19 protein-coding genes and 3 tRNA genes are annotated in these 22273 nt (G+C 71.1%); 10 read left to right on the forward strand and 12 right to left on the reverse strand.

Translation table 11 applies throughout. The annotated features are described in order from the left end of the window. Positions 1-52 precede the first annotated feature (52 nt). Positions 53-517 (reverse strand): hypothetical protein, encoded by a 465-nt coding sequence (locus DTB53_RS35190; RefSeq protein WP_042496784.1) that lies wholly within the window; start codon positions 515-517, stop codon positions 53-55. A gap of 129 nt (positions 518-646) precedes the next feature. On the opposite strand from DTB53_RS35190, the gene hrpA reads away from it, so the two are divergent. The 3 genes from hrpA (at position 647) to DTB53_RS37075 (ending at position 5229) form a co-directional block, all read left to right on the forward strand. After that, on the forward strand, positions 647-4579 hold the full coding sequence (gene hrpA, locus DTB53_RS35195; RefSeq protein ID WP_012380212.1) for an ATP-dependent RNA helicase HrpA: 3933 nt from the start codon (positions 647-649) through the stop codon (positions 4577-4579). A 128-nt stretch (positions 4580-4707) separates the two neighbouring features. Next, positions 4708-4782 (forward strand) — tRNA-Asp (locus tag DTB53_RS35200). Between the two features lie 174 nt (positions 4783-4956). Continuing rightward, positions 4957-5229, forward strand: a complete 273-nt coding sequence (locus DTB53_RS37075; RefSeq protein ID WP_012380211.1) for a DUF6274 family protein — start codon at positions 4957-4959, stop codon at positions 5227-5229. Positions 5230-5837: 608 nt separating this feature from the next. Here DTB53_RS37075 and bldC read toward each other — a convergent pair. Together bldC and DTB53_RS35210 are read right to left on the reverse strand one after the other, a co-directional pair. Beyond that, positions 5838-6044, reverse strand: coding sequence for a developmental transcriptional regulator BldC (gene bldC / locus DTB53_RS35205; protein ID WP_003949541.1), 207 nt, complete (start codon positions 6042-6044; stop codon positions 5838-5840). Positions 6045-6721: 677 nt separating this feature from the next. Further along, a complete protein-coding gene (locus DTB53_RS35210; RefSeq protein ID WP_012380210.1) occupies positions 6722-7567 on the reverse strand; it encodes a DUF8083 family protein in 846 nt (281 codons plus the stop codon). Positions 7568-7743: 176 nt separating this feature from the next. On the opposite strand from DTB53_RS35210, the gene DTB53_RS35215 reads away from it, so the two are divergent. Together DTB53_RS35215 and DTB53_RS35220 are read left to right on the forward strand one after the other, a co-directional pair. Further along, the gene (locus DTB53_RS35215; RefSeq protein WP_003968046.1) at positions 7744-8826 is read left to right on the forward strand and encodes a Leu/Phe/Val dehydrogenase; all 1083 of its coding nucleotides are present in this window, start codon (positions 7744-7746) and stop codon (positions 8824-8826) included. A 289-nt stretch (positions 8827-9115) separates the two neighbouring features. Then, positions 9116-9373, forward strand: coding sequence for a DUF3073 domain-containing protein (locus DTB53_RS35220; protein ID WP_003968045.1), 258 nt, complete (start codon positions 9116-9118; stop codon positions 9371-9373). A 136-nt stretch (positions 9374-9509) separates the two neighbouring features. Here DTB53_RS35220 and purM read toward each other — a convergent pair whose 3' ends face one another. Next, positions 9510-10583, reverse strand: a complete 1074-nt coding sequence (purM, locus tag DTB53_RS35225) for a phosphoribosylformylglycinamidine cyclo-ligase (protein ID WP_012380208.1) — start codon at positions 10581-10583, stop codon at positions 9510-9512. A gap of 60 nt (positions 10584-10643) precedes the next feature. Continuing rightward, the gene (purF, locus tag DTB53_RS35230) at positions 10644-12170 is read right to left on the reverse strand and encodes an amidophosphoribosyltransferase (protein WP_003968043.1); all 1527 of its coding nucleotides are present in this window, start codon (positions 12168-12170) and stop codon (positions 10644-10646) included. A gap of 425 nt (positions 12171-12595) precedes the next feature. Here purF and DTB53_RS38070 point away from each other — a divergent pair, with 425 nt between their 5' ends. Continuing rightward, entirely contained in the window at positions 12596-12688 is a 93-nt protein-coding gene (locus DTB53_RS38070) for a putative leader peptide (protein WP_350827157.1), read from the forward strand. Between the two features lie 195 nt (positions 12689-12883). Then, positions 12884-14347: a sulfatase-like hydrolase/transferase gene (locus DTB53_RS35235; protein WP_003968042.1), complete on the forward strand. Its 1464-nt coding sequence runs from the start codon at positions 12884-12886 to the stop codon at positions 14345-14347. An 89-nt stretch (positions 14348-14436) separates the two neighbouring features. On the opposite strand, the gene DTB53_RS35240 is transcribed toward DTB53_RS35235, so the two are convergent. From DTB53_RS35240 to purS, 7 genes are all read right to left on the reverse strand, one after another. Then, positions 14437-15282, reverse strand: a complete 846-nt coding sequence (locus DTB53_RS35240; RefSeq protein ID WP_012380206.1) for an META domain-containing protein — start codon at positions 15280-15282, stop codon at positions 14437-14439. A gap of 61 nt (positions 15283-15343) precedes the next feature. Then, positions 15344-16141 (reverse strand): maleylpyruvate isomerase family mycothiol-dependent enzyme, encoded by a 798-nt coding sequence (locus DTB53_RS35245; protein WP_012380205.1) that lies wholly within the window; start codon positions 16139-16141, stop codon positions 15344-15346. A gap of 42 nt (positions 16142-16183) precedes the next feature. Further along, positions 16184-17119 (reverse strand): murein hydrolase activator EnvC family protein, encoded by a 936-nt coding sequence (locus DTB53_RS35250; RefSeq protein WP_012380204.1) that lies wholly within the window; start codon positions 17117-17119, stop codon positions 16184-16186. Positions 17120-17155: 36 nt separating this feature from the next. Beyond that, positions 17156-17662 carry an ArsR/SmtB family transcription factor gene (locus tag DTB53_RS35255; RefSeq protein WP_003968038.1) on the reverse strand — a complete coding sequence of 169 codons (507 nt, stop codon included), beginning with the start codon at positions 17660-17662 and terminating at the stop codon, positions 17156-17158. Between the two features lie 122 nt (positions 17663-17784). Then, entirely contained in the window at positions 17785-20034 is a 2250-nt protein-coding gene (gene purL / locus DTB53_RS35260) for a phosphoribosylformylglycinamidine synthase subunit PurL (protein WP_012380203.1), read from the reverse strand. Next, the gene (purQ, locus tag DTB53_RS35265) at positions 20031-20711 is read right to left on the reverse strand and encodes a phosphoribosylformylglycinamidine synthase subunit PurQ (RefSeq protein ID WP_003968036.1); all 681 of its coding nucleotides are present in this window, start codon (positions 20709-20711) and stop codon (positions 20031-20033) included. Before purQ ends, purL begins: the two co-directional genes overlap by 4 nt. Next, complete coding sequence (gene purS, locus DTB53_RS35270) at positions 20708-20959, reverse strand: phosphoribosylformylglycinamidine synthase subunit PurS (protein ID WP_003968034.1); 252 nt, start codon at positions 20957-20959, stop codon at positions 20708-20710. Before purS ends, purQ begins: the two co-directional genes overlap by 4 nt. Before the next feature lie 420 nt (positions 20960-21379). Here purS and DTB53_RS35275 point away from each other — a divergent pair, with 420 nt between their 5' ends. The 3 genes from DTB53_RS35275 (at position 21380) to DTB53_RS35285 (ending at position 22272) form a co-directional block, all read left to right on the forward strand. Beyond that, on the forward strand, positions 21380-21715 hold the full coding sequence (locus DTB53_RS35275) for a histone-like nucleoid-structuring protein Lsr2 (RefSeq protein WP_003968032.1): 336 nt from the start codon (positions 21380-21382) through the stop codon (positions 21713-21715). Between the two features lie 333 nt (positions 21716-22048). Continuing rightward, positions 22049-22120: transfer RNA gene (locus tag DTB53_RS35280), tRNA-Gly, on the forward strand. Between the two features lie 79 nt (positions 22121-22199). Then, positions 22200-22272, forward strand: a tRNA-Gly gene (locus DTB53_RS35285). Position 22273 lies beyond the last annotated feature (1 nt).

Below are 22273 nucleotides of genomic sequence, written 5' to 3' on the forward strand. Positions count from 1 at the left end.
TGGTGGTGCGGGCGGGAGAGGGGGCGGGCGCGGATCGGGCGGGCGCGCCGGCCTAGACCCGCAGCACGGAGAGTTCCACGGGGGTCGGGGTGTACGGGGCCGGAGTGCGGGCCGGAGCCCCCGGTGCCGGCTCGGCCGGCAGCGCGCCCGCGGCTGCGGGCAGCCCCCACGGGGCGAGGCCGGGCGCCTGGTCGTGCGCGGAGCGGGCGCGGGAGGGGACGGCGGGCTCGCCGTCGTGGTCGCGGAGCATTCCGCAGCCGGGGACCGGGGCTCCCGTGCCGGGGGCCTCGGCCACCGGGCCGGGCGCGGTGTCGCGCGCTCCGGTGGTCCCCGGCGCGGAAGCGGAAGGCACAGCGGCCACGGGCGCCGGGGTGGAGGGAGCCGGGACGAGGGACGCCCGAACGGGGGGCGCCGCAGTCCCGGGCGCTGCCGCCGGGAGCGCCGCCGCCGGTCCGCACAGCAGTCCCACGACGACCGCGAGCAGCGCCGTCAGGCTCCACCACTGCGTACGGGACACGGGACCGGGCCTTTCCCCCTGGGAGCGGGGCTGAGCATGCGACTGCCCGAAATGGTACGTGCCGCGTGACGCAGCCCGCGCGAAATGAGGTCGCCACTCCGTGCGCCCGGGTGAGATCCTGGGGGCCGTATGTCTACTTCCTTCGCCGATCTCCAGTCCCAGCTCGGACAGCTCTCGCTCCGTGACGCGAACCGGCTCGGCCGGCGCCTCGAAGGAGCGCGCCGCATCCGCAAGCCCGAGGCCCGCCAGTCCGTGCTGGACGAGATCGCGGCCGAGGCGGGCAGGGCGGCCGAACGGCTCGCGGCGCGCGCGGCCCGGCTGCCGGCCCTGTCCTACCCGGACGAGCTGCCCGTCAGCCAGAAGAAGGACGAGATCCTGGAGGCGATACGCGACCACCAGGTCGTGATCGTCGCCGGGGAGACCGGCTCCGGCAAGACCACGCAGATCCCCAAGATCTGTATGGAGCTGGGGCGCGGCGTCCGGGGCATGATCGGGCACACCCAGCCCCGCCGCATCGCCGCCCGCACGGTCGCGGAGCGCGTCGCGGACGAGCTGAAGACTCCGCTGGGCGAGACGGTCGGCTGGAAGGTCCGCTTCACCGATCAGGTGAACCCGGAGTCGACGTATCTGAAGCTGATGACGGACGGCATCCTGCTCGCCGAGATCCAGACGGACCGCGAGCTGCTGGCGTACGACACGATCATCATCGACGAGGCCCACGAGCGGTCCCTCAACATCGACTTCCTGCTCGGTTATCTGGCCCGGCTGCTGCCGAGGCGTCCGGATCTGAAGGTCGTCATCACCTCGGCGACCATCGACCCCGAGCGGTTCGCACGCCACTTCGGCGAGGCCCCGATCGTGGAGGTCAGCGGGCGTACGTACCCGGTGGAGGTCAGGTATCGCCCGCTCCTGGAAGAGGACAGCGAGGACTCCGACCGGGACCAGATCACCGCGATCTGCGACGCCGTCGACGAGCTGGGCCACGAGGCCCCCGGCGACGTGCTGGTCTTCCTCTCCGGCGAGCGGGAGATCCGGGACACGGCCGACGCGCTGAACAAGCGGAACCTCAGGCACACCGAGGTGCTCCCCCTCTACGCGCGCCTCTCGCACGCCGAGCAGCACCGCGTCTTCCAACGCCACACGGGACGCCGCATCGTGCTGGCGACCAACGTCGCCGAGACCTCGCTGACGGTCCCCGGCATCAAGTACGTGATCGACCCGGGCAACGCCCGGATCTCCCGCTACAGCCACCGCACCAAGGTCCAGCGGCTGCCGATCGAGCGGATCTCCCAGGCCAGCGCCAACCAGCGCAAGGGCCGCTGCGGCCGTACGTCGGACGGCATCTGCATCCGGCTGTACTCCGAGGACGACTTCGTCACCCGGCCGGAGTTCACCGACCCCGAGATCCTGCGGACCAACCTGGCCTCCGTCATCCTCCAGATGACCGCCGCCGGGCTCGGCGACATCGAGAAGTTCCCCTTCATCGACCCGCCGGACCACCGCAACATCCGCGACGGCGTCCAGCTCCTCCAGGAGCTGGGGGCCCTGGACCCGGCCGAGAAGGACCCGAAGAAGCGGCTCACCCCGCTCGGCCGCAAGCTCTCCCAGCTGCCCGTCGACCCGCGCCTGGCCCGCATGGTCATCGAGGCCGACAGGAACGGCTGCGCCCGCGAGGTCATGGTCATCGCCGCCGCGCTCTCCATCCAGGACCCGCGCGAGCGGCCCGCGGAGAAGCAGACCCAGGCCGACCAGAACCACGCCCGGTTCAAGGACGAGACGTCCGACTTCCTGGCGTACCTGAACCTCTGGGCGTACGTCCGCGAGCAGCAGAAGGAGCGCGGCTCGTCCTCGTTCCGCCGGATGTGCAAACAGGAGTATCTGAACTTCCTGCGGATCCGCGAATGGCAGGACATCTACGCGCAGCTGCGTACGGTCGCCAAGCAGATGGGCATCACCGTCGAGGAGCCCAGGGCGGAGGCGTCCATCCCCGAACAGGCGGTGCACACCTCGCTGCTGGCCGGGCTGCTGTCGCACATCGGGCTGAAGGACACCGAGAAGAACGAGTACCTGGGCGCGCGCAGCGCCAAGTTCGCGATCTTCCCCGGCTCGGCGCTGTTCAAGAAGCAGCCCCGGTTCCTGATGTCGGCGGAGCTGGTGGAGACCTCCCGGCTCTGGGCGCGGGTCAACGCCAAGGTCGAGCCCGAGTGGATCGAGCCGCTGGCCGGGCACCTGCTGAAGCGCACCTACAGCGAACCGCACTGGGAGAAGGACCAGGCGGCGGTGATGGCGTACGAGCGGGTCACGCTCTACGGCGTGCCGATCGTCGCCCAGCGCAAGGTCAATTTCGGACGTATCGACCCGGAGGCTTCGCGGGATCTGTTCATCCGCAACGCCCTGGTCGAGGGCGACTGGCGCACCCACCACCAGTTCTTCCACGACAACCGCAAACTCCTCGGCGAGGTCGAGGAGCTGGAGCACCGTGCCCGCCGCCGCGACATCCTCGTGGACGACGAGACCCTGTTCGACTTCTACGACCAGCGGATTCCCGAGCACGTCGTGTCCGGGGCGCACTTCGACTCCTGGTGGAAGAACAAGAAGCGCGAGGAGCCGGACGCGCTCGACTTCGAGCGCTCCATGCTCATCAACGAGAAGGCCGGCGCCGTCACCAAGGACGACTACCCGGACTCCTGGCGGCAGGGGAAGCTCAAGTTCAAGGTGACGTACCAGTTCGAGCCCGGCGCGGACGCGGACGGCGTGACCGTCCACGTCCCGCTCCAGGTGCTCAACCAGGTCACGTCCGAGGGCTTCGACTGGCAGATCCCGGGGCTGCGCGAGGAGGTCGTCACCGAGCTGATCCGCTCGCTGCCGAAGCCGATCCGCCGGCACTACGTCCCCGCCCCGAACTACGCGGACAAGTTCCTCGACCGGGCCGTCCCGCTCCAGGAGCCGCTGCCGGTGACCCTGGCGCGCGAGCTCCAGCGGATGGTCGGGGTCCCGGTCACGGCGGACGACTTCGACCTCTCGCGGGTCCCGGACCACCTCAAGATCACGTTCCGGATCGTCGACGAGCGGCGGCGGAAGGTCGCCGAGGACAAGGACCTGGAGGCGCTGAAGCTCAGGCTGCGCCCGAAGGCCCGCCAGGCGCTCTCCAAGGCCGCCGCGGCGACCGCGGGGCCCTCGGGCGAGTCCATCGAGCGCTCGGGCCTCACCGACTGGACGATCGGGACGCTGAACAAGGTCTTCGAGACCCGGCGGGCGGGCCAGCCGGTCAAGGCGTATCCGGCCCTGGTCGACCAGGGCGAGAGCGTGGCGGTGCGCCTCTTCGACACCGAGGCCGAGCAGCAGCAGGCGATGTGGCGCGGGACCCGGCGGCTGATCATGCTGAACATCCCGGTGAACCCGGCGAAGTTCGCCTCGGACCGGCTGAGCAACCAGCAGAAGCTGGCGCTGTCCCGCAATCCGCACGGCTCGGTGCAGGCCCTCTTCGAGGACTGCGCCACCGCCGCCGCCGACCGGCTGATCGCCGCGCACGGCGGTCCCGCGTGGGACGAGAAGGCGTTCCGGACGCTGTACGACAAGGTGCGCGCGGACCTGGTGGACCTCACCGTCCGCACGATCGACCAGGTGCAGCAGATCCTGGCCGCGTGGCAGGCCTGCGAGCGCCGGCTGAAGTCGACGAACAGCCTGACGCTGGTGGCCAACGTCACGGACGTGCGGGAACAGCTGGCCCGTCTCGTACCGCCCGGTTTCGTTACGGCCACCGGGCTGCGCCGGCTGCCGGACCTGATGCGCTATCTCGTGGCGGCCGACCGGCGGCTCCAGCAGATGCCGACGGCCGTCCAGCGGGACACCACGCGGATGGAGAAGGTCCACGAGATGCAGGACGAGTACGCCTGGCTGCTCGAACAGTTCCCGCGCGGCAGGCCGGTGCCGCAGGAGGTGCTGGACGTCCGCTGGATGATCGAGGAGCTGCGGGTCAGCTACTTCGCCCACGCGCTGGGCACCGCGTTCCCCGTCTCGGACAAGCGGATCGTGAAGGCGATCGACGCGCTGGCGCCCTGACGCGGAGGCTCCGGCGGGGGCGCGGGAGACGGTGACGGAGTCACCACCAGGAGTGAAGTCGACCTGGGCCTCCCACCTCCTGTACAGTCTGGTTTCGCAGCAAGCCGCAAGGCAAGCGGCGAAAACCTGGTCCTGTGGAGCAGTTTGGAGTGCTCGCCACCCTGTCAAGGTGGAGGCCGCGGGTTCAAATCCCGTCAGGACCGCAGTAGGAGAAAGCCCGGATCGTTTCGATCCGGGCTTTCTCGCGTCCTGCCCCGCGTCTTGACGGCTCCGGCCGCCGGGGGTACCCCGGAGAAGCAGAGGCTGGCCCTGCTTCTCGGCGTTCCTCGGCGCTTCACACGGCGGGGGACGGCCGGGCTCACCGGGAGGTGGCTCGTATGTCCGCGTCCACAGCACGACATGAGACCCGCGCGCTGCTGCGCGCCCACCTGGCGGCCGCTTCCGCCTTTCGCCACCTCACCCGGCACTGCGCGGTCTGCCACCGCCTCCTGCGGCTCGCCATGGAGCCCGGGGGCGACGCGGAGCGGCGAGCCCCCGGGAGCCCCGCGGACGCCCCGCAGGACGCCGCCGGAAGCCAGGACCCGGCCCGCCGGCCCGCCGAGGACGGGACCACGGCCGCGGAGGGGACCGAAAGACCCTCCGCGAGATGACCATCGGCCGGGTGCTTCGGCGTTCGGCCAGTGGCACGCTGGGAGTTGGCAAGCGCCGGGCGGTGTGACGGTAGTCACCGAAAGAGTTTTCCGACCGGGGGATTTTACGCCTCCCCTACAACTGGTGAATTTAATATGTGCAATTGCACGGGGGTGACGGGGTCACGGGGACCGTTCCGTCCGGGGCTGTCCCACCGCGTCCGGGACGCTCACCCACACTCCCGCACAGACCCGCGCACAGACCCACGAAGGCCCCCGTCAGCCCCCGCCCGCTCCCCCTCAGGCCGCCTGAAGCCGACCGACCGCCCGGTTCTGATCGTGGACGCCCCCGAAGGCCGGGAGGGGGGCCGGGAGCGGCCGGGGAGGCCGTCCGGGGCGCGGGCCGAGGCCCGGGCCTGGGCTGGGCTGGGCTGGGCACAAAAAGATCGCGCTGGACCCGGCGGAGTCCAGCGCGATCGATACGACGGCACCCGTAGGACACAGGTATGACGCCCGTTGGGGCAGGCGTCCGTCGAGTGGAGCTATGGGTGGGCGGCTGGGGTTGGGGGACCTGGCAGCTGCCCGGATGGTGATGCTGTGCTGCTGTGTTGCTGCGGGGCAGGGGTGTGTCAGGCCTCGCTGCGCTGCTGCGGAATACCCGCAAGCAGTGCGCGGACCTCGGCCTCGCGGTACCGGCGATGTCCACCGAGCGTGCGGATGGACGTGAGCTTGCCAGCCTTGGCCCAACGGGTGACCGTCTTCGGGTCCACGCGGAACATCGTGGCAACCTCAGCCGGGGTCAGCAGCGGCTCGGCATCAGGGGTGCGAGCGGTCATGAGCGGCCTCCTCGGGAGAACCGAACCTTCTCGGTTCTTTCCTCTAAATTCTGCACCTTGACCCGCGTTGCCCGAAATGGCGGACGCGGGCCGAGTCGGTTATAGGACGAACGGCTTGTCCTCGGCACTACAACTACACCATCCGTCCAGCCACGTCGGCCAAACCGATGGAATTGCCCTCCCAGGTGTTCATCAGCGACGGAAGCCGATGGACCATGCCATAGCGGACAGTCACGCCCCAGTGACGATCAGTCACAGAGCGATCAGGAGTCGTCAGACCCCCCATAGGGTGCAATGTCGAGCATCCTGCCCTTACTTGGACAGAAGGAGCCCTCCCCGGACTCCTTGTCCTATTTTGGCATGAGGAGTAGGGATAGGCGCAAGGGCCCCGTTAGTGCTGTCCATCACGCTTGAGGCAAAGGCCCGGTTCAGGACGTAGGTCCCGGGCCCAGCGGAGTACGCTTCCGCCCCACACTTCACACGCGCCACACAGGACGCAGGTTCACGGCCCGTCAACTGTTCGCCGGGCCCTTCCTCGTCGCCCTCCGTCGAGGCGATCCGGCTCCTTCCTCCTTCCGTACGCTCCGGCCTCGCGGCCCGTTCGCCGGCCTCTCGGCCGTCCTGGATGAAGGATGCCCCGGTTCCATCACCTTGATGCCACTGTGGGCCTTTTCACGTCAATTGGTGAACTGGAGGTCCCGAACCGCCCGCCAGCGCTCCGCGAGCCGCGCGTACGCCTCCCCCGCGCCCTCGCCGTCACCGTCCCGCAGGGCCGTGAGCCCCTCCGTCACGTCCGCCGCCGACCGGTCCCCGGCGAGCCGCTCCGCCGGCAACGCGTGCACCAGCCCCCCGTAGTCCAGCTCGACCAGGGAGCGCGGATGGAACTCCTCCAACCAGCGCCCCACGTCCACCAGCCCCTCGGTCAGCGGGCCCTCGGGGACGTGTCCGCGCAGCGTCCGCAGCGCCCGCGCCAACCGGCGCCGGGCCTCGACCATCGGGGTGCGGTAGCGCAGCACGGGCCCCGCCCCCTCGCCGTCCGCCGCCGCGTACTCCCGCTCCTCGTCGTGGAAGAGGACGAACCAGCGCACCGGGACCTGCCACACCGTCGAGCGGATCCAGGGCCTCGCGTCCGGGTGGAGCCGCTGCCAGCGCTCGTGATCCGCCGCCGCCTGACCGCGCACCACCGCGGGCAGCACGGCGTCGAGCACGTTGGCCGGAAACATGCCCCCCAGTTCCTCCAGGGCCAGCCAGCCCCGCAACCTGGTCCGCCACGGGCAGACGCACACCACCCCGTCCAGCTCCGCCACGAACGCGTCACCGCTCTCGCGCGCGGGCACCCCGACCGGCGGTGTCGACGCCAAGTCGGCCAGCGAACGGCGCAGTTCGTCCTGGGCCGTGGGGAGCTCCCCGCGCTGGGCGTAGCGCGCCCAGTGACTCCGCTCGGGCTCGGCGAACGCGGCGAGCGGCTCGTAGATCCGGAGGTAGGACGTGTAAGGGACGAGCACCGAAGACACCACCGACATGCAGCGCATCGTGTCACGGCGGTACACCCCCAGAGGGTGATCCTCCGCACGGGGGCGGATCCGCGCCGCCGGAGGACTTACGCTCTTGCCCATCGGACCGGCCGTGCCGGTCGGTCCGGGGCTCTCCCCACCCCTAGGAGAGCCTCAGCCGCCTCGTTTGTTTGGGAGTCACCACAGTGACCGATGTGACCGACGGCGTCCTGCACACCCTGTTCCACTCGGATCAGGGAGGCCACGAGCAAGTCGTGATCTGCCAGGACCGTGCCAGCGGCCTCAAGGCCGTCATCGCCCTCCACTCCACCGCCCTGGGCCCGGCCCTCGGCGGCACCCGCTTCTACCCGTACGCCTCCGAGGCCGAGGCCGTCGCCGACGCGCTGAACCTGTCGCGCGGGATGTCGTACAAGAACGCCCTGGCCGGTCTCGACCACGGTGGCGGCAAGGCCGTCATCATCGGCGACCCCGAGAAGATCAAGAGCGAGGAACTCCTCCTCGCCTACGGCCGGTTCGTCGCCTCGCTCGGCGGCCGCTACGTCACCGCCTGCGACGTCGGCACCTATGTCGCCGACATGGACGTCGTCGCCCGGGAGTGCCGCTGGACCACCGGCCGCTCCCCCGAGAACGGCGGCGCGGGCGACTCCTCGGTGCTCACCGCGTACGGCGTCTTCCAGGGCATGCGGGCCTCCGCCCAGCACCTGTGGGGCGACCCGACGCTGCGCGGCCGCAAGGTCGGCGTCGCCGGGGTCGGCAAGGTGGGCCGCCACCTCGTCGAGCACCTCCTCTCCGACGGGGCCGAGGTCGTGATCACCGACGTCCGCGAGGAGTCGCTGCGCCGGATCACCGACCTGCACCCCGAGGTGACCGTGGCGGCGGACACCGACGCGCTGATCCGCACCGAGGGCCTGGACGTCTACGCGCCGTGCGCGCTCGGCGGCGCGCTGAACGACGACACCGTGCCGGTGCTCACCGCGAAGGTGGTGTGCGGCGCGGCCAACAACCAGCTGGCGCACCCGGGTGTGGAGAAGGACCTGGCCGACCGGTCGGTTCTTTACGCGCCCGACTACGTGGTCAACGCGGGTGGCGTCATCCAGGTGGCCGACGAGCTGCACGGGTTCGACTTCGAGCGGTGCAGGGCGAAGGCGACGAAGATCTTCGACACCACGCTGGAAATATTCGCACGTGCGAAGGCGGACGGGATTCCGCCGGCCGCGGCGGCCGACCGGCTCGCCGAACAGCGGATGGCGGAGGCGCGCACCCGCTGACCGGGCGGCCCCGGCCGCCCCCACGGCCCGCCGGCCGGCGAGACAAGACTCACGCCGGTCGGCGGGTCGTACCTCCACAAGAGGTTAAAATCGCAGTTGACCAGGGAGGACGGGGCTCCTCGCTGGCCCTGTGCCGGGACCGGAATGCGGGCGGCGTACCGTATGGCCACGGAAGCAGGTACCGTTAAAGCTCTACGGGCACGGTCTCTCTACTGAGAGTCCGTCCCGAAACATGAACGCGTGTCAAGACTCTGGGGCCGTCGAGCCCCGTCACCGAGGGGGTCGAGCCATGGGGCGCGGCCGGGCAAAGGCCAAGCAGACCAAGGTCGCCCGCCAGCTGAAGTACAGCACCGGCGGGACTGACCTGTCGCGTCTGGCCAATGAGCTGGGCGCATCGCCTTCGAGTCAGCCACCGAACGCTGAGCCGTTCGAGGACGACGACGAGGAAGATGACCCGTACGCACAGTACGCGGATCGCTACAACCAGGACGATGACGAGGATCAGGACGACCAGTCCGGTCCGTCGTCACAGCGCCGCGGCGCTTGACCTCGCGCTGACACATCAACCCGGTCCGGGCCTGTCCCGGGCCGGGTTCTGTGTGTCCCGATCCGGCGCCCCGGCCGTCGTGGCGCCGTGGTGCGCGGGGCGGGCCGCCGCCCCGCGCACCACGGTGTGACGCGCTCTAGCGGGCGTAGTCACCGGTCAGCTCGGCGCCCGTGGTGTGCTCACCGCGGGCGGTGATCTCGCCGGCGACCCAGGAGTCGACCCCGCGGTCGGCCAGCGTCGTGAGCGCCGCGTCCACCGAGTCGGCCGGGACGATCGCGATCATGCCGACGCCCATGTTGAGCGTCTTCTCCAGCTCCAGCCGCTCGACCCGACCGGCCTTGCCGACCAGGTCGAAGACGGCGCCGGGCGTCCACGTGGAGCGGTCCACGGTGGCGTGCAGGCCGTCCGGGATGACCCGGGCCAGGTTGTTCGCCAGACCGCCGCCGGTGACGTGGCTGAAGCCGTGCACCTCGGTCGTGCGGGTGAGGGCCAGGCAGTCCAGGGAGTAGATCCGGGTGGGCTCCAGGAGCTCCTCGCCGAGCGTGCGGCCGAACTCCTCGACCTCGCGGTCCAGGGACCAGCCGGCCCGGTCGAAGACCACGTGGCGGACGAGCGAGTACCCGTTGGAGTGAAGACCGGAGGAGGCCATGGCGATGACCGCGTCCCCCTCGCGGATGCGGTCCGGGCCGAGCAGGCGGTCGGCCTCGACCACGCCCGTACCGGCGCCGGCGACGTCGAAGTCGTCCGGGCCCAGCAGCCCCGGGTGCTCGGCCGTCTCGCCGCCGACCAGGGAGCAGCCCGCCAGGACGCAGCCTTCGGCGATGCCCTTCACGATGGCCGCGACACGCTCGGGGTGCACCTTGCCGACGCAGATGTAGTCGGTCATGAACAGCGGCTCGGCGCCGCAGACGACGAGGTCGTCCACGACCATGCCGACGAGGTCGTGGCCGATGGTGTCGTACACGCCCATCCGGCGGGCCAGGTCGACCTTGGTGCCCACGCCGTCGGTGGCGGAGGCGAGGAGCGGACGCTCGTAGCGCTTCAGCGCCGAGGCGTCGAAGAGGCCGGCGAAGCCGCCGAGCCCGCCGAGACCGGCGACCTCGGGGCGCTGGGTCTTCTTCACCCACTCCTTCATCAGCTCGACGGCACGGTCACCGGCTTCGATGTCGACGCCGGCCGCCGCGTAGGAAGCACCTGTTGTCTCAGACATGGCCTGGGATCTTTCGTGTGGAGATACGGGGCTGGTGGGGGACGCGGCGGCGCGTCCGGGTCACGGACGGCGCAGCGCGTCGGCCGCGGCGGTCGCCGCCGGGCCTGCCGCCAGCTCGGTCTCCAGCAGCTGCTTGCCGAGCAGCTCCGGGTCCGGGAGCTCCATCGGGTACTCACCGTCGAAGCAGGCGCGGCAGAGGTTCGGCTTGTCGATCGTCGTCGCCTCGATCATCGAGTCGATCGAGATGTACGAGAGCGAGTCGGCGCCCATGGAGGTGCAGATCTCGTCGACGGTCATGCCGTTGGCGATCAGCTCGGCGCGGGTCGCGAAGTCGATGCCGAAGAAGCAGGGCCACTTCACCGGCGGGGAGGAGATCCGGATGTGGATCTCGGCGGCGCCGGCCTCGCGGAGCATCCGGACCAGGGCGCGCTGGGTGTTGCCGCGGACGATCGAGTCGTCGACGACCACCAGGCGCTTGCCCTTGATGACTTCCTTCAGCGGATTCAGCTTGAGCCGGATGCCGAGCTGGCGGATGGTCTGCGAGGGCTGGATGAAGGTCCGGCCGACGTAGGCGTTCTTGACCAGTCCGGCGCCGAACGGGATGCCGCTGGCCTCCGCGTACCCGATCGCGGCGGGGGTGCCGGATTCCGGGGTCGCTATGACGAGGTCCGCCTCGACGGGGGCCTCGGCGGCCAGCTTCCGGCCCATCTCCACCCGGGAGAGGTAGACGTTGCGCCCGGCGATGTCGGTGTCGGGGCGGGCCAGGTAGACGTACTCGAAGACACAGCCCTTGGGCTTCGCTTCCGCGAATCGCGAGGTGCGCAGGCCGTTCTCGTCGATGGCGACGAGCTCGCCCGGCTCGATCTCGCGTACGTAGCTGGCGCCGCAGATGTCGAGCGCGGCGGACTCGGAGGCGACGACCCAGCCGCGCTCCAGCCGGCCGAGGACCAGCGGGCGGATGCCCTGCGGGTCGCGGGCGGCGTAGAGCGTGTGCTCGTCCATGAAGACGAGCGAGAAGGCGCCCTTGACGTCGGGGAGCACCTTGGCGGCGGCTTCCTCGATGGTCAGCGGCTTGTCGTCCTCGTCGCGCTGCCCGGCGAGCAGCGCGGTCACCAGGTCGGTGTCGTTGGTCGCGGCGACCTGGGTGGCGCGGCCGTCCTTGCGCGGGAGGTCGGCGACCATCTCCGCGAGCTGGGCGGTGTTGACCAGGTTCCCGTTGTGGCCGAGGGCGATCGAGCCGTGCGCGGTGGCACGGAACGTCGGCTGCGCGTTCTCCCACACCGAGGCGCCGGTGGTGGAGTAGCGGGCATGACCGACCGCGATATGGCCCTGGAGGGATCCCAGAGACGTTTCGTCGAAGACCTGCGAGACCAGTCCCATGTCCTTGAAGACCAGGATCTGGGACCCGTTGCTCACTGCGATGCCCGCGGATTCCTGTCCGCGGTGCTGCAGGGCATACAGTCCGAAATAGGTGAGCTTGGCGACCTCTTCGCCCGGAGCCCAGACACCGAAGACGCCGCAAGCGTCCTGGGGGCCTTTCTCTCCGGGGAGCAGGTCGTGGTTGAGTCGTCCATCACCACGGGGCACGGCACCGAGTGTAGGCGAGATCGACCACTGGTCCGAATTGGGGACCGGTGGGCAAACCCACGGCGGGGCATGGGGAACGGGCCCGCCCGCCCCTCGGGGCGGGCGATTCGCGGGACTTCGATCGGTGACGCTGCGTGATCATCGTGGGGGGCGAGCGGGCCCTGGGAGGCGAGCGCGGGGCTCACTTGCGGGCCGGGAGCCCGGTTACCGACAGGTAGGGGCCGGTGGGGGCGGACCGGCGGGCGTGGCGCTCGGTGAACCCGCCCGCTCACCGCCCGGACCACTGGCCGAACGCTCGTTTCGTGGTGAGCCTCACACCTCCGGGTTCCGGGTGAAGCGGCGCGGGCGACGGCGGGCCCGGTCCGCCGTCCGCAGGGCGAGACCACCGTTGACAGGCCCATGCCCTGTTGGCAGGCTCCTTCCCCATGCAGCCCCTCGGTGATCTTTCGATCACGCTCGTGGAGCGCCGGCACGTCGATCTGGGACGTGTAGCGAGCGCCATCTGTCGCCGCGCCTGAGGCTGCCGCACCCCCGGACCCCCGCAGGGCCTCCGCCCCGGGCTTCGGCGTGCGCACACCGTTCTTCCCCCCCTCTCTCCTCCGCTCCCCGCGGGCGGGTGAGCCCGTCCGCGGGCCGCCGCCCGCCGGGACGTCGCGCCCACTGCCCCGCGCCCCGCCCTGCGACCGGCGCCCGGGGCCCTCCCAGGAGCCCTCATGACCTCTCGCGATGCCCACGAACGTCCCGACGGGCGATCCGGAACACCCCTGAGCCGGCGCGCCTTCACCACCGCCGTCGGCGCGACTGCCGTCACCGCGGCCGGGATACCGGTGGCCGCGGCGGCGTCCGCCGCCGGAACGGCCGCCGACGACGTACCCCGTGAGCGCCCGTTCCGGGCCGCGCGCGGCAGGCACGCGCGCCGCCCCAACATCCTCTTCATCCTCGGCGACGACCTCGGCTGGGCGGATCTCTCCTCGTACGGCTCTCCGCACATCCGCACGCCCCACCTGGACCGGCTGGCACGGCAGGGCGTGCGCTTCACCGACGCGTACTCCGGGTCGGCGACCTGCTCCCCGACCCGGTTCAGCCTCTACACGGGCCGCTATCCGGGGCGTACGCGAGGCGGCCTCGCCGAGCCCATCGCCGACCGGTCGGTGGGTCTGGAGCCCACCCACCCGACGCTCGCCTCCCTGCTGCGCGGGGTCGGCTACGCGACCGCGTTGATCGGCAAGTGGCACTGCGGGTACCTGCCGGACTACAGCCCGACGAAGTCGGGGTACGACGAGTTCTTCGGCAACTTCGGCGGGGCCCTGGAGTACTACTCCAAGCTGGGCCTGGCGGGCGAGTACGACCTGTACGAGGGCGACGCCGAGTACAAGGACCTGCGGTACTACACCCGGGTCCTCACGGAGCGCGCGAGCGAGTACGTACAGCGCGACCACGCCGACAGGCCGTGGCTGCTCAACCTGAACTTCACCACCCCGCACTGGCCCTGGATCGCCGACGGGGACACGGAGGCGAGCGCCTCGATCGTCCGGCGGATCAAGGCCGGCGACCGGTCCGCCCTCCGGCACGCCGACGGCGGCTCGGTCGAGAAGTACACGGAGATGGTCGAGGACCTCGACCGCTCGGTCGGCGAGGTGCTGAAGGCGCTGAAGCGGTCGGGGCAGGAGAAGGACACCCTGGTCTTCTTCGCCAGCGACAACGGCGGCGAGCGGTTCTCCTACAACTGGCCGCTCGCCGGCAACAAGGGCTCGCTCCAGGAGGGCGGCATCCGGGTCCCCTCGGTGCTGCGCTGGCCCGCGCGCGTCGACGGGCACCAGGTCAGCGACCTCCCGGTGTTCTCCCCCGACTGGACGGCCACCCTGCTGGAGCTGGGCGGGGCACGGCCGGACCCCGCCCACCCGCTGGACGGCGTCAGCCTCGCGGGGTATCTGCTGCGGGGCGAGACACCGGGGGAACGCGACCTGTTCTGGCGGGTGCGCGGCGAGCGGGCGCTGCGGCGCGGCGACTGGAAGTACTACCGGGGGAGGAGCGGGGCCGACCAGCTGTTCAACCTGGCCGAGGACCGGCGCGAGCAGGCCGACCGCGCGAAGGCCGCCCCGCAGCTGCTGGCCGAGCTGCGGGCGTCGTGGGAGCGGACCGACTCCGGTCTGCTCCCCTATCCGACGGCTTCCTGACCCGCCTTCAGCGCGGGCGCCCACCCGCTCGGCACCTCCCGGGGCGGCCGTTCCGCGTCCGCCCCGGGTCCCGGTCGCGTCCTTCCGGGTCAGCCGTGCTGGGAGCCGGTCCCGGCGGGGGCAGCCGTGGCGCCGATTCCCTTGCCGTCGTCGGCGGTGAGGGTGAGCGTGCTGCCCTTGATCGTGTACGTCGCCGGGCCGCTGAGCGCGGCGAGCACGGCACGCTCCACCGTCATCTCCGCCTCCGGGCACATCTTCCGGGTGCCCGCCGTCGATCCGAAGACGATGGTGGAGCCCTTGACCGCGGCCTTGCCACTGAAGGAGTTGCAGCCGGAGTTTCCCCGTACGGTGCCGTCGTCGGCGAAGGTCAGGTGCGGGGTCCGCTCCTCGGGCAGGTCCGCCGGCACGGTCGTGGCGGTCTTCCCGTCGAGCAGCGTGGTCACCGTCCACCGGGTGCCGACCAGGTCGGCCGCCTTCTCCTCGCTGAGCTCCATGGTGTGGCCGCCTTCCTTGGTGAGGGTCAGCTTGTCGCCGGAGAGCTTCGCGGTGAGTTCGCCGCCCATCGCGTCGATGGCGGCCTTCTCGAACTTCTCGATGTCCTCGCCGCACACCATCTGGGTGGTGACGGGCTTGCCCAGGGTGACGCGGTCGCCCTTCACCCGGGCGTCCACGCCGATGTGGTTGCAGCCGAAGTCGGCCGTGGCCCGGCCCTTCGGGTCGATCTCCAGCCGGGCCCCCTCCGGGGCCTTCGTCTTCCTGCCGTCGACGGTCACGGAGTCGACGCTCCAGGCGACCCCGGTGACGGGGACGTCGCTCTGCACGCTGCCGCCCTCGCCGGATCCCTTGCCGGAGCCGGAACCCGACTCCGTACCGCAGGCGGCGAGGGTGAGGAGGGCCAGGACACTGACGCTGAGGGTCATCCGTTGTGTGCGCATGGCGATGTGACGGAGCGGGGGGCCGATCCGGTTCCGCCCGCTCCGCTTCCCGGTGGCCGCCTCAGCCCAGCAGCGGCAGCAGCGCGGCCAGGTCGGCGCGCTCCCCACTGGCGCTGACCTCGGCGTCCTCCAGGGCCCGCGCCCATTCCGTACGCCCGGTGGCGAGCCGGATCCAGGTCAGCGGGCCGGTCTCCACGACGTTGGGCGGGGTGCCCCGGGTGTGCTTGGGCCCGCCGATGCACTGGACCACCGCGAACGGCGGGATGCGCACCTCGACCGATCCGCCGGGCGCCCGGTCGGCGAGGGTGTCGGCCAGCAGGCGGGTGCAGGCGGCCAGCGCCTGCCGGTCGTACGGGATCTCCGTCCCGAGCGCCTCGTTGAGGTCATCGGTGTGGACGGTCAGTTCGACGGTCCGGGTGACCAGGTAGTCGGCCAGCCGCATGGATCCGACCCGGGTGGGCAGCAGCCGGTCCCCCGTGGAGGAGTCCGGGACGTCCGTGCGGAAGGCCGCCTCCACCTCCGCGTACAGCGCGAGGAGGTCGGGGTGGCCGGCCGCCGGGGCCGGGGCTTCGGGGTCCCTGACGACCGCCGCGACGGCCGGCGGCCACTCCAGGAGGGTGGTCGCGGGCTTGGGCCCCGGCGGCTCCGGCAGGGCCAGGTCCCGGCTGACCGAGCCGAGCCCCTGCGCGATGTGCACGACGAGCTCGCGCACCGTCCAGTCGCCGAGCCGGGTCGGCCGGGCGAGCTGGTCCGGCGTCAGCACGGCGACGGCGTCGCGGACATGGGCGAACTGGGCGAGGACCGCCGTCCGGGTCCTGAGGTGGTCGTAGGCGCGCGGGCGCTTCTTGGCCGGGGGCATGGGGCCGAGACTAACCGGCCCCACCGACAGCGCCCGCCCGGGTCAGGCCCCCGCGGCCCGTTCCCCGGGCAGCGACTCGGCCTGACCCGCTGCCCGCGACTCGGCCTGCGCCCCGGTCCGCTCCCCGGCCCGCTCCCCGGTCCGCTCGGCGACCGTGAACGTCTCGCCGTTCGCGGGGACTCCGACACCCCGCCAGGTGAAGGGCACCCCCCGGGCGTTGTCGAGGTCCGGCCCGTCCATCAGATGGAAGTGGAGGTGCGGTTCGGTGGTGTTCCCGGAGTTTCCCACCTGCCCGAGCGCCTGGCCGGCGCGCACGGTATCCCCGGGCTTCACCCGGAGCGAGCCGCGCCGGACGTGGGCGTACACGGCGTACGTCCCCCCGCCCAGGTCGAGGATCACATGGTTGCCGATGATCCGGTGCGCGCCGAGGATCGAGCGGATGTTGCCCTCGATGAGCAGCAGATAGACGACCCCTGCCAGTGAGTTGCGGCTCACATGGTCGCGCTGGCCGTCGCTCGCCCTCACGACCGTGGCGTCGCCCACCGCGAGCAGCGGGAGACCGAAGGCCGGGAAGGCGCCGTTGCGGCGGAAGACCGGCCAGAGCCAGCGGAACGCCGGCCGGGCCGGGGGCGCGCCCTCCCCCGTCTCCGGGTCGGCCACGATGTCGATCGCGTACGTCTGCCCGTAGACGTGCGTCCCGTGGCTCGGCGTCCTGTCCGCCGGACTGTTCAGGGCCGACCAGCGCCCGGTGACCGGCGGGTCGACCTCGACCGGGGGCCGCGGCTCGCCCCGGGGGGCGGCGGCCCGGCGCTGCAGGACCGTCGTCGCCGCCATGAGGGCGAAGACGACCACCGCGGGCAGCGAGGTGGTCGCCCAGCCCGGTCCGGGCAGATCCGTGACGAACTCGCCGATCACCAGCGCGAACAGGACCAGCCAGGACACCCGCATGGCGATCGGGACGGCGGTGCGGACGGACATGTCTCCCCCAGGTCTTCGTGTCTTCTCGTCGTCGGGTCAGGGCCGCGCCGCCGTGAGCACCACCAGCAGAGGCACCACGCGGACCGGCGGGACCTCGTACCGGCCGCGGCCCACCGCGTTCAGCCAGCCCGCGCCGGTCAGCTGGCGCAGGTGGTGGTAGATCTGGCCGGTGGTGCCGAGCTCGTCGAGCGCGGCCAGTTCGGCGGTCGTCCTCAGGCCGCCGAGGATCTCGCGGAGCAGCCGCAGCCGGACCGGGTGCCCCAGCGCGGCGAACGCATCGGCGGCGTCCTCCCACTCCCCGTCGAACAGGGCCTCGGTGAGGGCGCCGTACTGCCACTCGTAACTCTCCCCGGTGGGCAGCCGCACCGAGCCCGTGTAGAGCACTCCCCCGTCGGCCGCGGCCTCCCCGACCTCGGCGAGCTGCTGTTTCAGACCGTCCAGCGCCCAGAAGTCGCCGTCGCCCAGGCCGGGGGACTCGGAGTCCCGCCGCTCCAGCGCCGTGAGCCGCCTCTCCAGCTCGGCGACCCGCTGCTCCAGCTCCATGACACCAACCTTACGTAATTACGTAATCTCTGACAAAAATACCGCCAGGGGAACAGGGAAGGCCGAAGCCCCCGCCCGGAGGGCCCGGGCGGGGGCTTCGGCGGCGCCGGTCGGCGCGCGGCTCAGGCGAGCAGCGCGGGGATCGTCGCCTCGTGCGCCGTACGGAGCTCGCTCAGCGGGATGGAGAACTCGCCCTGGAGCTCGATCTCCTCGCCGTCCACGACACCGATGCGGGCGACGGGCAGTCCGCGGGCCCCGCACATGTCGGTGAAGCGGAGCTCCTCGCTGCGCGGGACCGCGACGACCGCGCGGCCCGCCGACTCGGAGAAGAGGAACGTGAACGCGTCCAGGCCGTCCGGCACGACCAGCCGGGCGCCCTTCCCGCCGCGCAGGCAGGACTCGGTGACCGCCTGGATCAGGCCGCCGTCGGACAGGTCGTGCGCGGCGTCGATCATGCCGTCGCGCGAGCCCGAGATGAGGATCTCGGCGAGCAGCTTCTCGCGGGCCAGGTCCACCTTGGGCGGCAGGCCGCCGAGGTGGTGGTGGACGACCTCGGACCAGGCCGAGCCGCCGAACTCCGCGGCCGTGTCGCCCAGCAGGTAGAGGAGCTGGCCCTCTTCCGCGAAGGCGACCGGCGTACGGCGGTTGACGTCGTCGATCACGCCGAGCACGGCCACGACCGGCGTCGGGTGGATCGCCGTCTCACCGGTCTGGTTGTACAGCGAGACGTTGCCGCCGGTGACCGGGGTGCCCAGTTCCAGGCAGCCGTCCGCGAGACCGCGGGTGGCCTCGGCGAACTGCCACATGACGTCCGGGTCCTCGGGGGAGCCGAAGTTGAGGCAGTCCGAGATCGCGAGCGGCTTGGCGCCGGAGGCGGCGACGTTGCGGTACGACTCCGCCAGCGCGAGCTGTGCGCCGGTGTACGGGTCGAGCTTGGCGTACCGGCCGTTGCCGTCGGTCGCCAGTGCCACGCCGAGGTTCGACTCGGCGTCGATGCGGACCATGCCCGCGTCCTCGGGCATCGCGAGGACGGTGTTGCCCTGCACGAAGCGGTCGTACTGGTCGGTGATCCACGCCTTGGAGGCCTGGTTCGGCGACGCGACCAGCCTGAGGACCTGCTCGCGCAGCTCGGCCGCGTTCGCCGGGCGGGCGAGCTTGCCCGCGTCGTCCGCCTGGAGCGCGTCCTGCCAGGACGGCCGGGCGAACGGACGGTGGTAGACCGGGCCGTCGTGGGCGACCGAGCGCGGCGGCACGTCCACGATCTGCTCGCCGTGCCAGAAGATCTCCAGCTGGGAGCCGTCGGTGACCTCACCGATGACGGTGGCGATGACGTCCCACTTCTCGCAGATCTCCAGGAAGCGGTCCACGTGCTGCGGCTCGACGATCGCGCACATGCGCTCCTGCGACTCGCTCATGAGGATCTCCTCGGGCGAGAGGGAGGAGTCGCGCAGCGGCACGGTGTCCAGCTCGACGCGCATACCGCCGGAACCGGCGGAGGCCAGCTCGCTGGTGGCGCAGGAGAGCCCGGCGCCGCCGAGGTCCTGGATGCCCGCGACGAGCTTCTCCTTGAAGATCTCCAGGGTGCACTCGATGAGGAGCTTCTCCTGGAACGGGTCGCCGACCTGGACGGCGGGGCGCTTGGCGGGGCCCGTCGACTCGAAGGTCTCGCTCGCCAGCACGGAGACGCCGCCGATGCCGTCGCCGCCGGTGCGGGCGCCGTACAGGATGACCTTGTTGCCGGGTCCGGAGGCCTGCGCGAGGTGGATGTCCTCGTGCTTCATCACGCCGATGCAGCCGGCGTTGACCAGCGGGTTGCCCTGGTAGCAGGCGTCGAAGACGACCTCGCCGCCGATGTTGGGCAGCCCCAGGCAGTTGCCGTAGCCGCCGATGCCGGCGACGACGCCCGGCAGGACGCGCTTGGTGTCGGGGTGGTCGGCCGCGCCGAAGCGCAGCGGGTCGACGACCGCGACCGGGCGGGCGCCCATGGCGAGGATGTCGCGGACGATGCCGCCGATGCCGGTGGCCGCGCCCTGGTAGGGCTCGATGTACGAGGGGTGGTTGTGCGACTCGACCTTGAAGGTGACCGCGTACCCCTGGCCGACGTCGACGACGCCCGCGTTCTCGCCGATGCCGACGAGCATGGCGTCGTTGGCGGGGACCTTCTCGCCGAACTGCTTGAGGTGGACCTTGCTGCTCTTGTACGAGCAGTGCTCCGACCACATCACGGAGTACATGGCGAGCTCGGCGCCGGTGGGACGGCGGCCCAGGATCTCGCGGATCCGGGCGTACTCGTCCTCCTTGAGGCCGAGCTCCTTCCAGGGCTGTTCGGCGTCCGGGGTCTCGGCCGCGTGCTTGACCGTATCCAGGCTCATGCGTTGACCAGCTTCTTGATGATCGAGGTGAAGAAACCGAGGCCGTCGGTGCGGCCGGTGCCGATGAGCGGCTCCACGGCGTGCTCCGGGTGCGGCATCAGGCCGACGATGTTGCCCGCGGCGTTGGTGATGCCCGCGATGTCGCGGAGCGAGCCGTTGGGGTTGCCGTCCAGGTAGCGGAAGGCGACGCGGCCCTCGGCCTCCAGCTCGTCGAGCGTGCGCTCGTCGGCGGTGTACCGGCCGTCCATGTTCTTGAGCGGGACGCTGATCTCCTGGCCGGGGGCGTAGTCCGAGGTCCAGGCGGTCTCCGCGTTCTCCACCCGCAGCTTCTGGTCGCGGCAGATGAAGTGGAGGTGGTTGTTGCGGAGCATCGCGCCGGGCAGCAGGTGCGCCTCGGTCAGGATCTGGAAGCCGTTGCAGATGCCGAGGACCGGCATACCGGCCTTCGCCTGCTCGATGAGGGTTTCCATGACCGGCGAGAAGCGGGAGATCGCGCCGGCGCGGAGGTAGTCCCCGTAGGAGAAACCGCCGGCCAGGACGACCGCGTCGACCTGGTGGAGGTCCTTGTCGCGGTGCCACAGGGATACGGGCTCGGCGCCCGCGATCCGGACCGCGCGCAGGGCGTCCTGATCATCGAGGGTGCCGGGAAAAGTGACGACGCCGATACGGGTGGTCACTTCTCCTCCTCCACCTTCACGACGAAGTCCTCGATGACGGTGTTGGCGAGGAACGTCTCGGCCAGCTCGTTAATGCGGGCGAGGGCGGCGTCGTCGACCGGCCCCTCGACCTCCAGCTCGAAACGCTTTCCCTGACGAACGTCCGCGATTCCCTCGAAGCCGAGACGGGGCAGTGCGCGCTGCACCGCCTGTCCCTGCGGGTCGAGGATCTCGGGCTTGAGCATGACGTCGACTACGACGCGTGCCACTGGCACTCCCGGTGTGGTGGTGTGGTGCGGCTGTCTCTCCGGGGGGTTCCCCAGACCCCCGCGGGTCCACTCAGCGTACCTGGCCAAAATTTCTACGCGGGTAGATATCGGGCGGGACGGACATCGCGGGGGCCCCGCGCAGATCACGCCGAGATATCGGCCGCGGCACACCGGGGAAAAGGTCTGGAAAAATCACGTCCGGATTGCACACGGATTGCTCACGGACACGCGGATGTAATTGGCTGGGCTTCACAATGCGGCACCCACCGCTGTACAAATGATTACCGGGGAAAGCAACATTGCCCCGGGGACAACGGAACAGTCGACATCTCGTCGATCCACATCCGCCCGCCTGGCAGCCGGAAGGCAGGCATCCGCGCACGGAGTACGCGCCGGTGCCGTAGGAAAGGACCGATATCCGTGGCTCAGCGCGTAGTGGTGACGCTCTCCGACGACATCGACGGGGGAGCAGCGGCGGAAACGGTGACCTTCGCCCTGGACGGGAAGACGTACGAGATCGATCTCAATCCCGCCAACGCGAAGAAACTGCGGAAGACCCTGGCTCCTTACGTGGCCGCCGGCCGAAAGCAGACAAATACCGGCAAGCACGACAGGACGCCCACGGCCTATCACCACACCTCCCTCGCCCCGGACCCGGCGGCCGTCCGCGCCTGGGCCCGCTCGCACCGGATGGAGGTGCCGGCCAGGGGCCGCATCCCGAAGAAGGTCTACGAGGCGTTCGACGCGGCGAGTTGAGCCGTGGCGACGCCCCCGGCCGGGGGCGGTCGGGCGCGGGGACGATGCCGTCCGGCCGGACCGCGGCGGCTCCCGCCGGACGCGTCGCGGTGAGCACCGGCCCACCGGACCGTCGGCCGTGCGGCCCGCGCGGCTCGTCGGGAGACCCCGGGAGGCCGCGCGCCCGGGAGCCGGACGCCCCGTCAGGCGGCCCCGGGCGCCCCGCCGGCCGGGTCCCGGGGGCCCGTTCCGAGGGGCCGCCGGGGAGCCGACTTGCGCGACACCCCCGCAGGTCGGCTAGAGTCTGGAGCACGCCGAGGGGCGAGGCCGAAAAGCCAAATCCCCCAGCAGCGTGCGGGTGTAGTTCAGTAGTAGAACATCCCCCTTCCAGGGGGAAGGCGCAGTGTGCAATTCCTGTCACCCGCTCTGCACGACTCTTCGGACCACTTCGTTGGATCAGGTAGAGTAGTGCTCGCTCCACCGGTGAAAGCCGAGTGGCTGCACTGCGGACGTAGCTCAGTTGGTAGAGCGCAACCTTGCCAAGGTTGAGGTCGCCAGTTCGAACCTGGTCGTCCGCTC

It is taken from the genome of Streptomyces griseus (assembly GCF_900460065.1).
GTDB classification, from domain to species: domain Bacteria; phylum Actinomycetota; class Actinomycetes; order Streptomycetales; family Streptomycetaceae; genus Streptomyces; species Streptomyces griseus.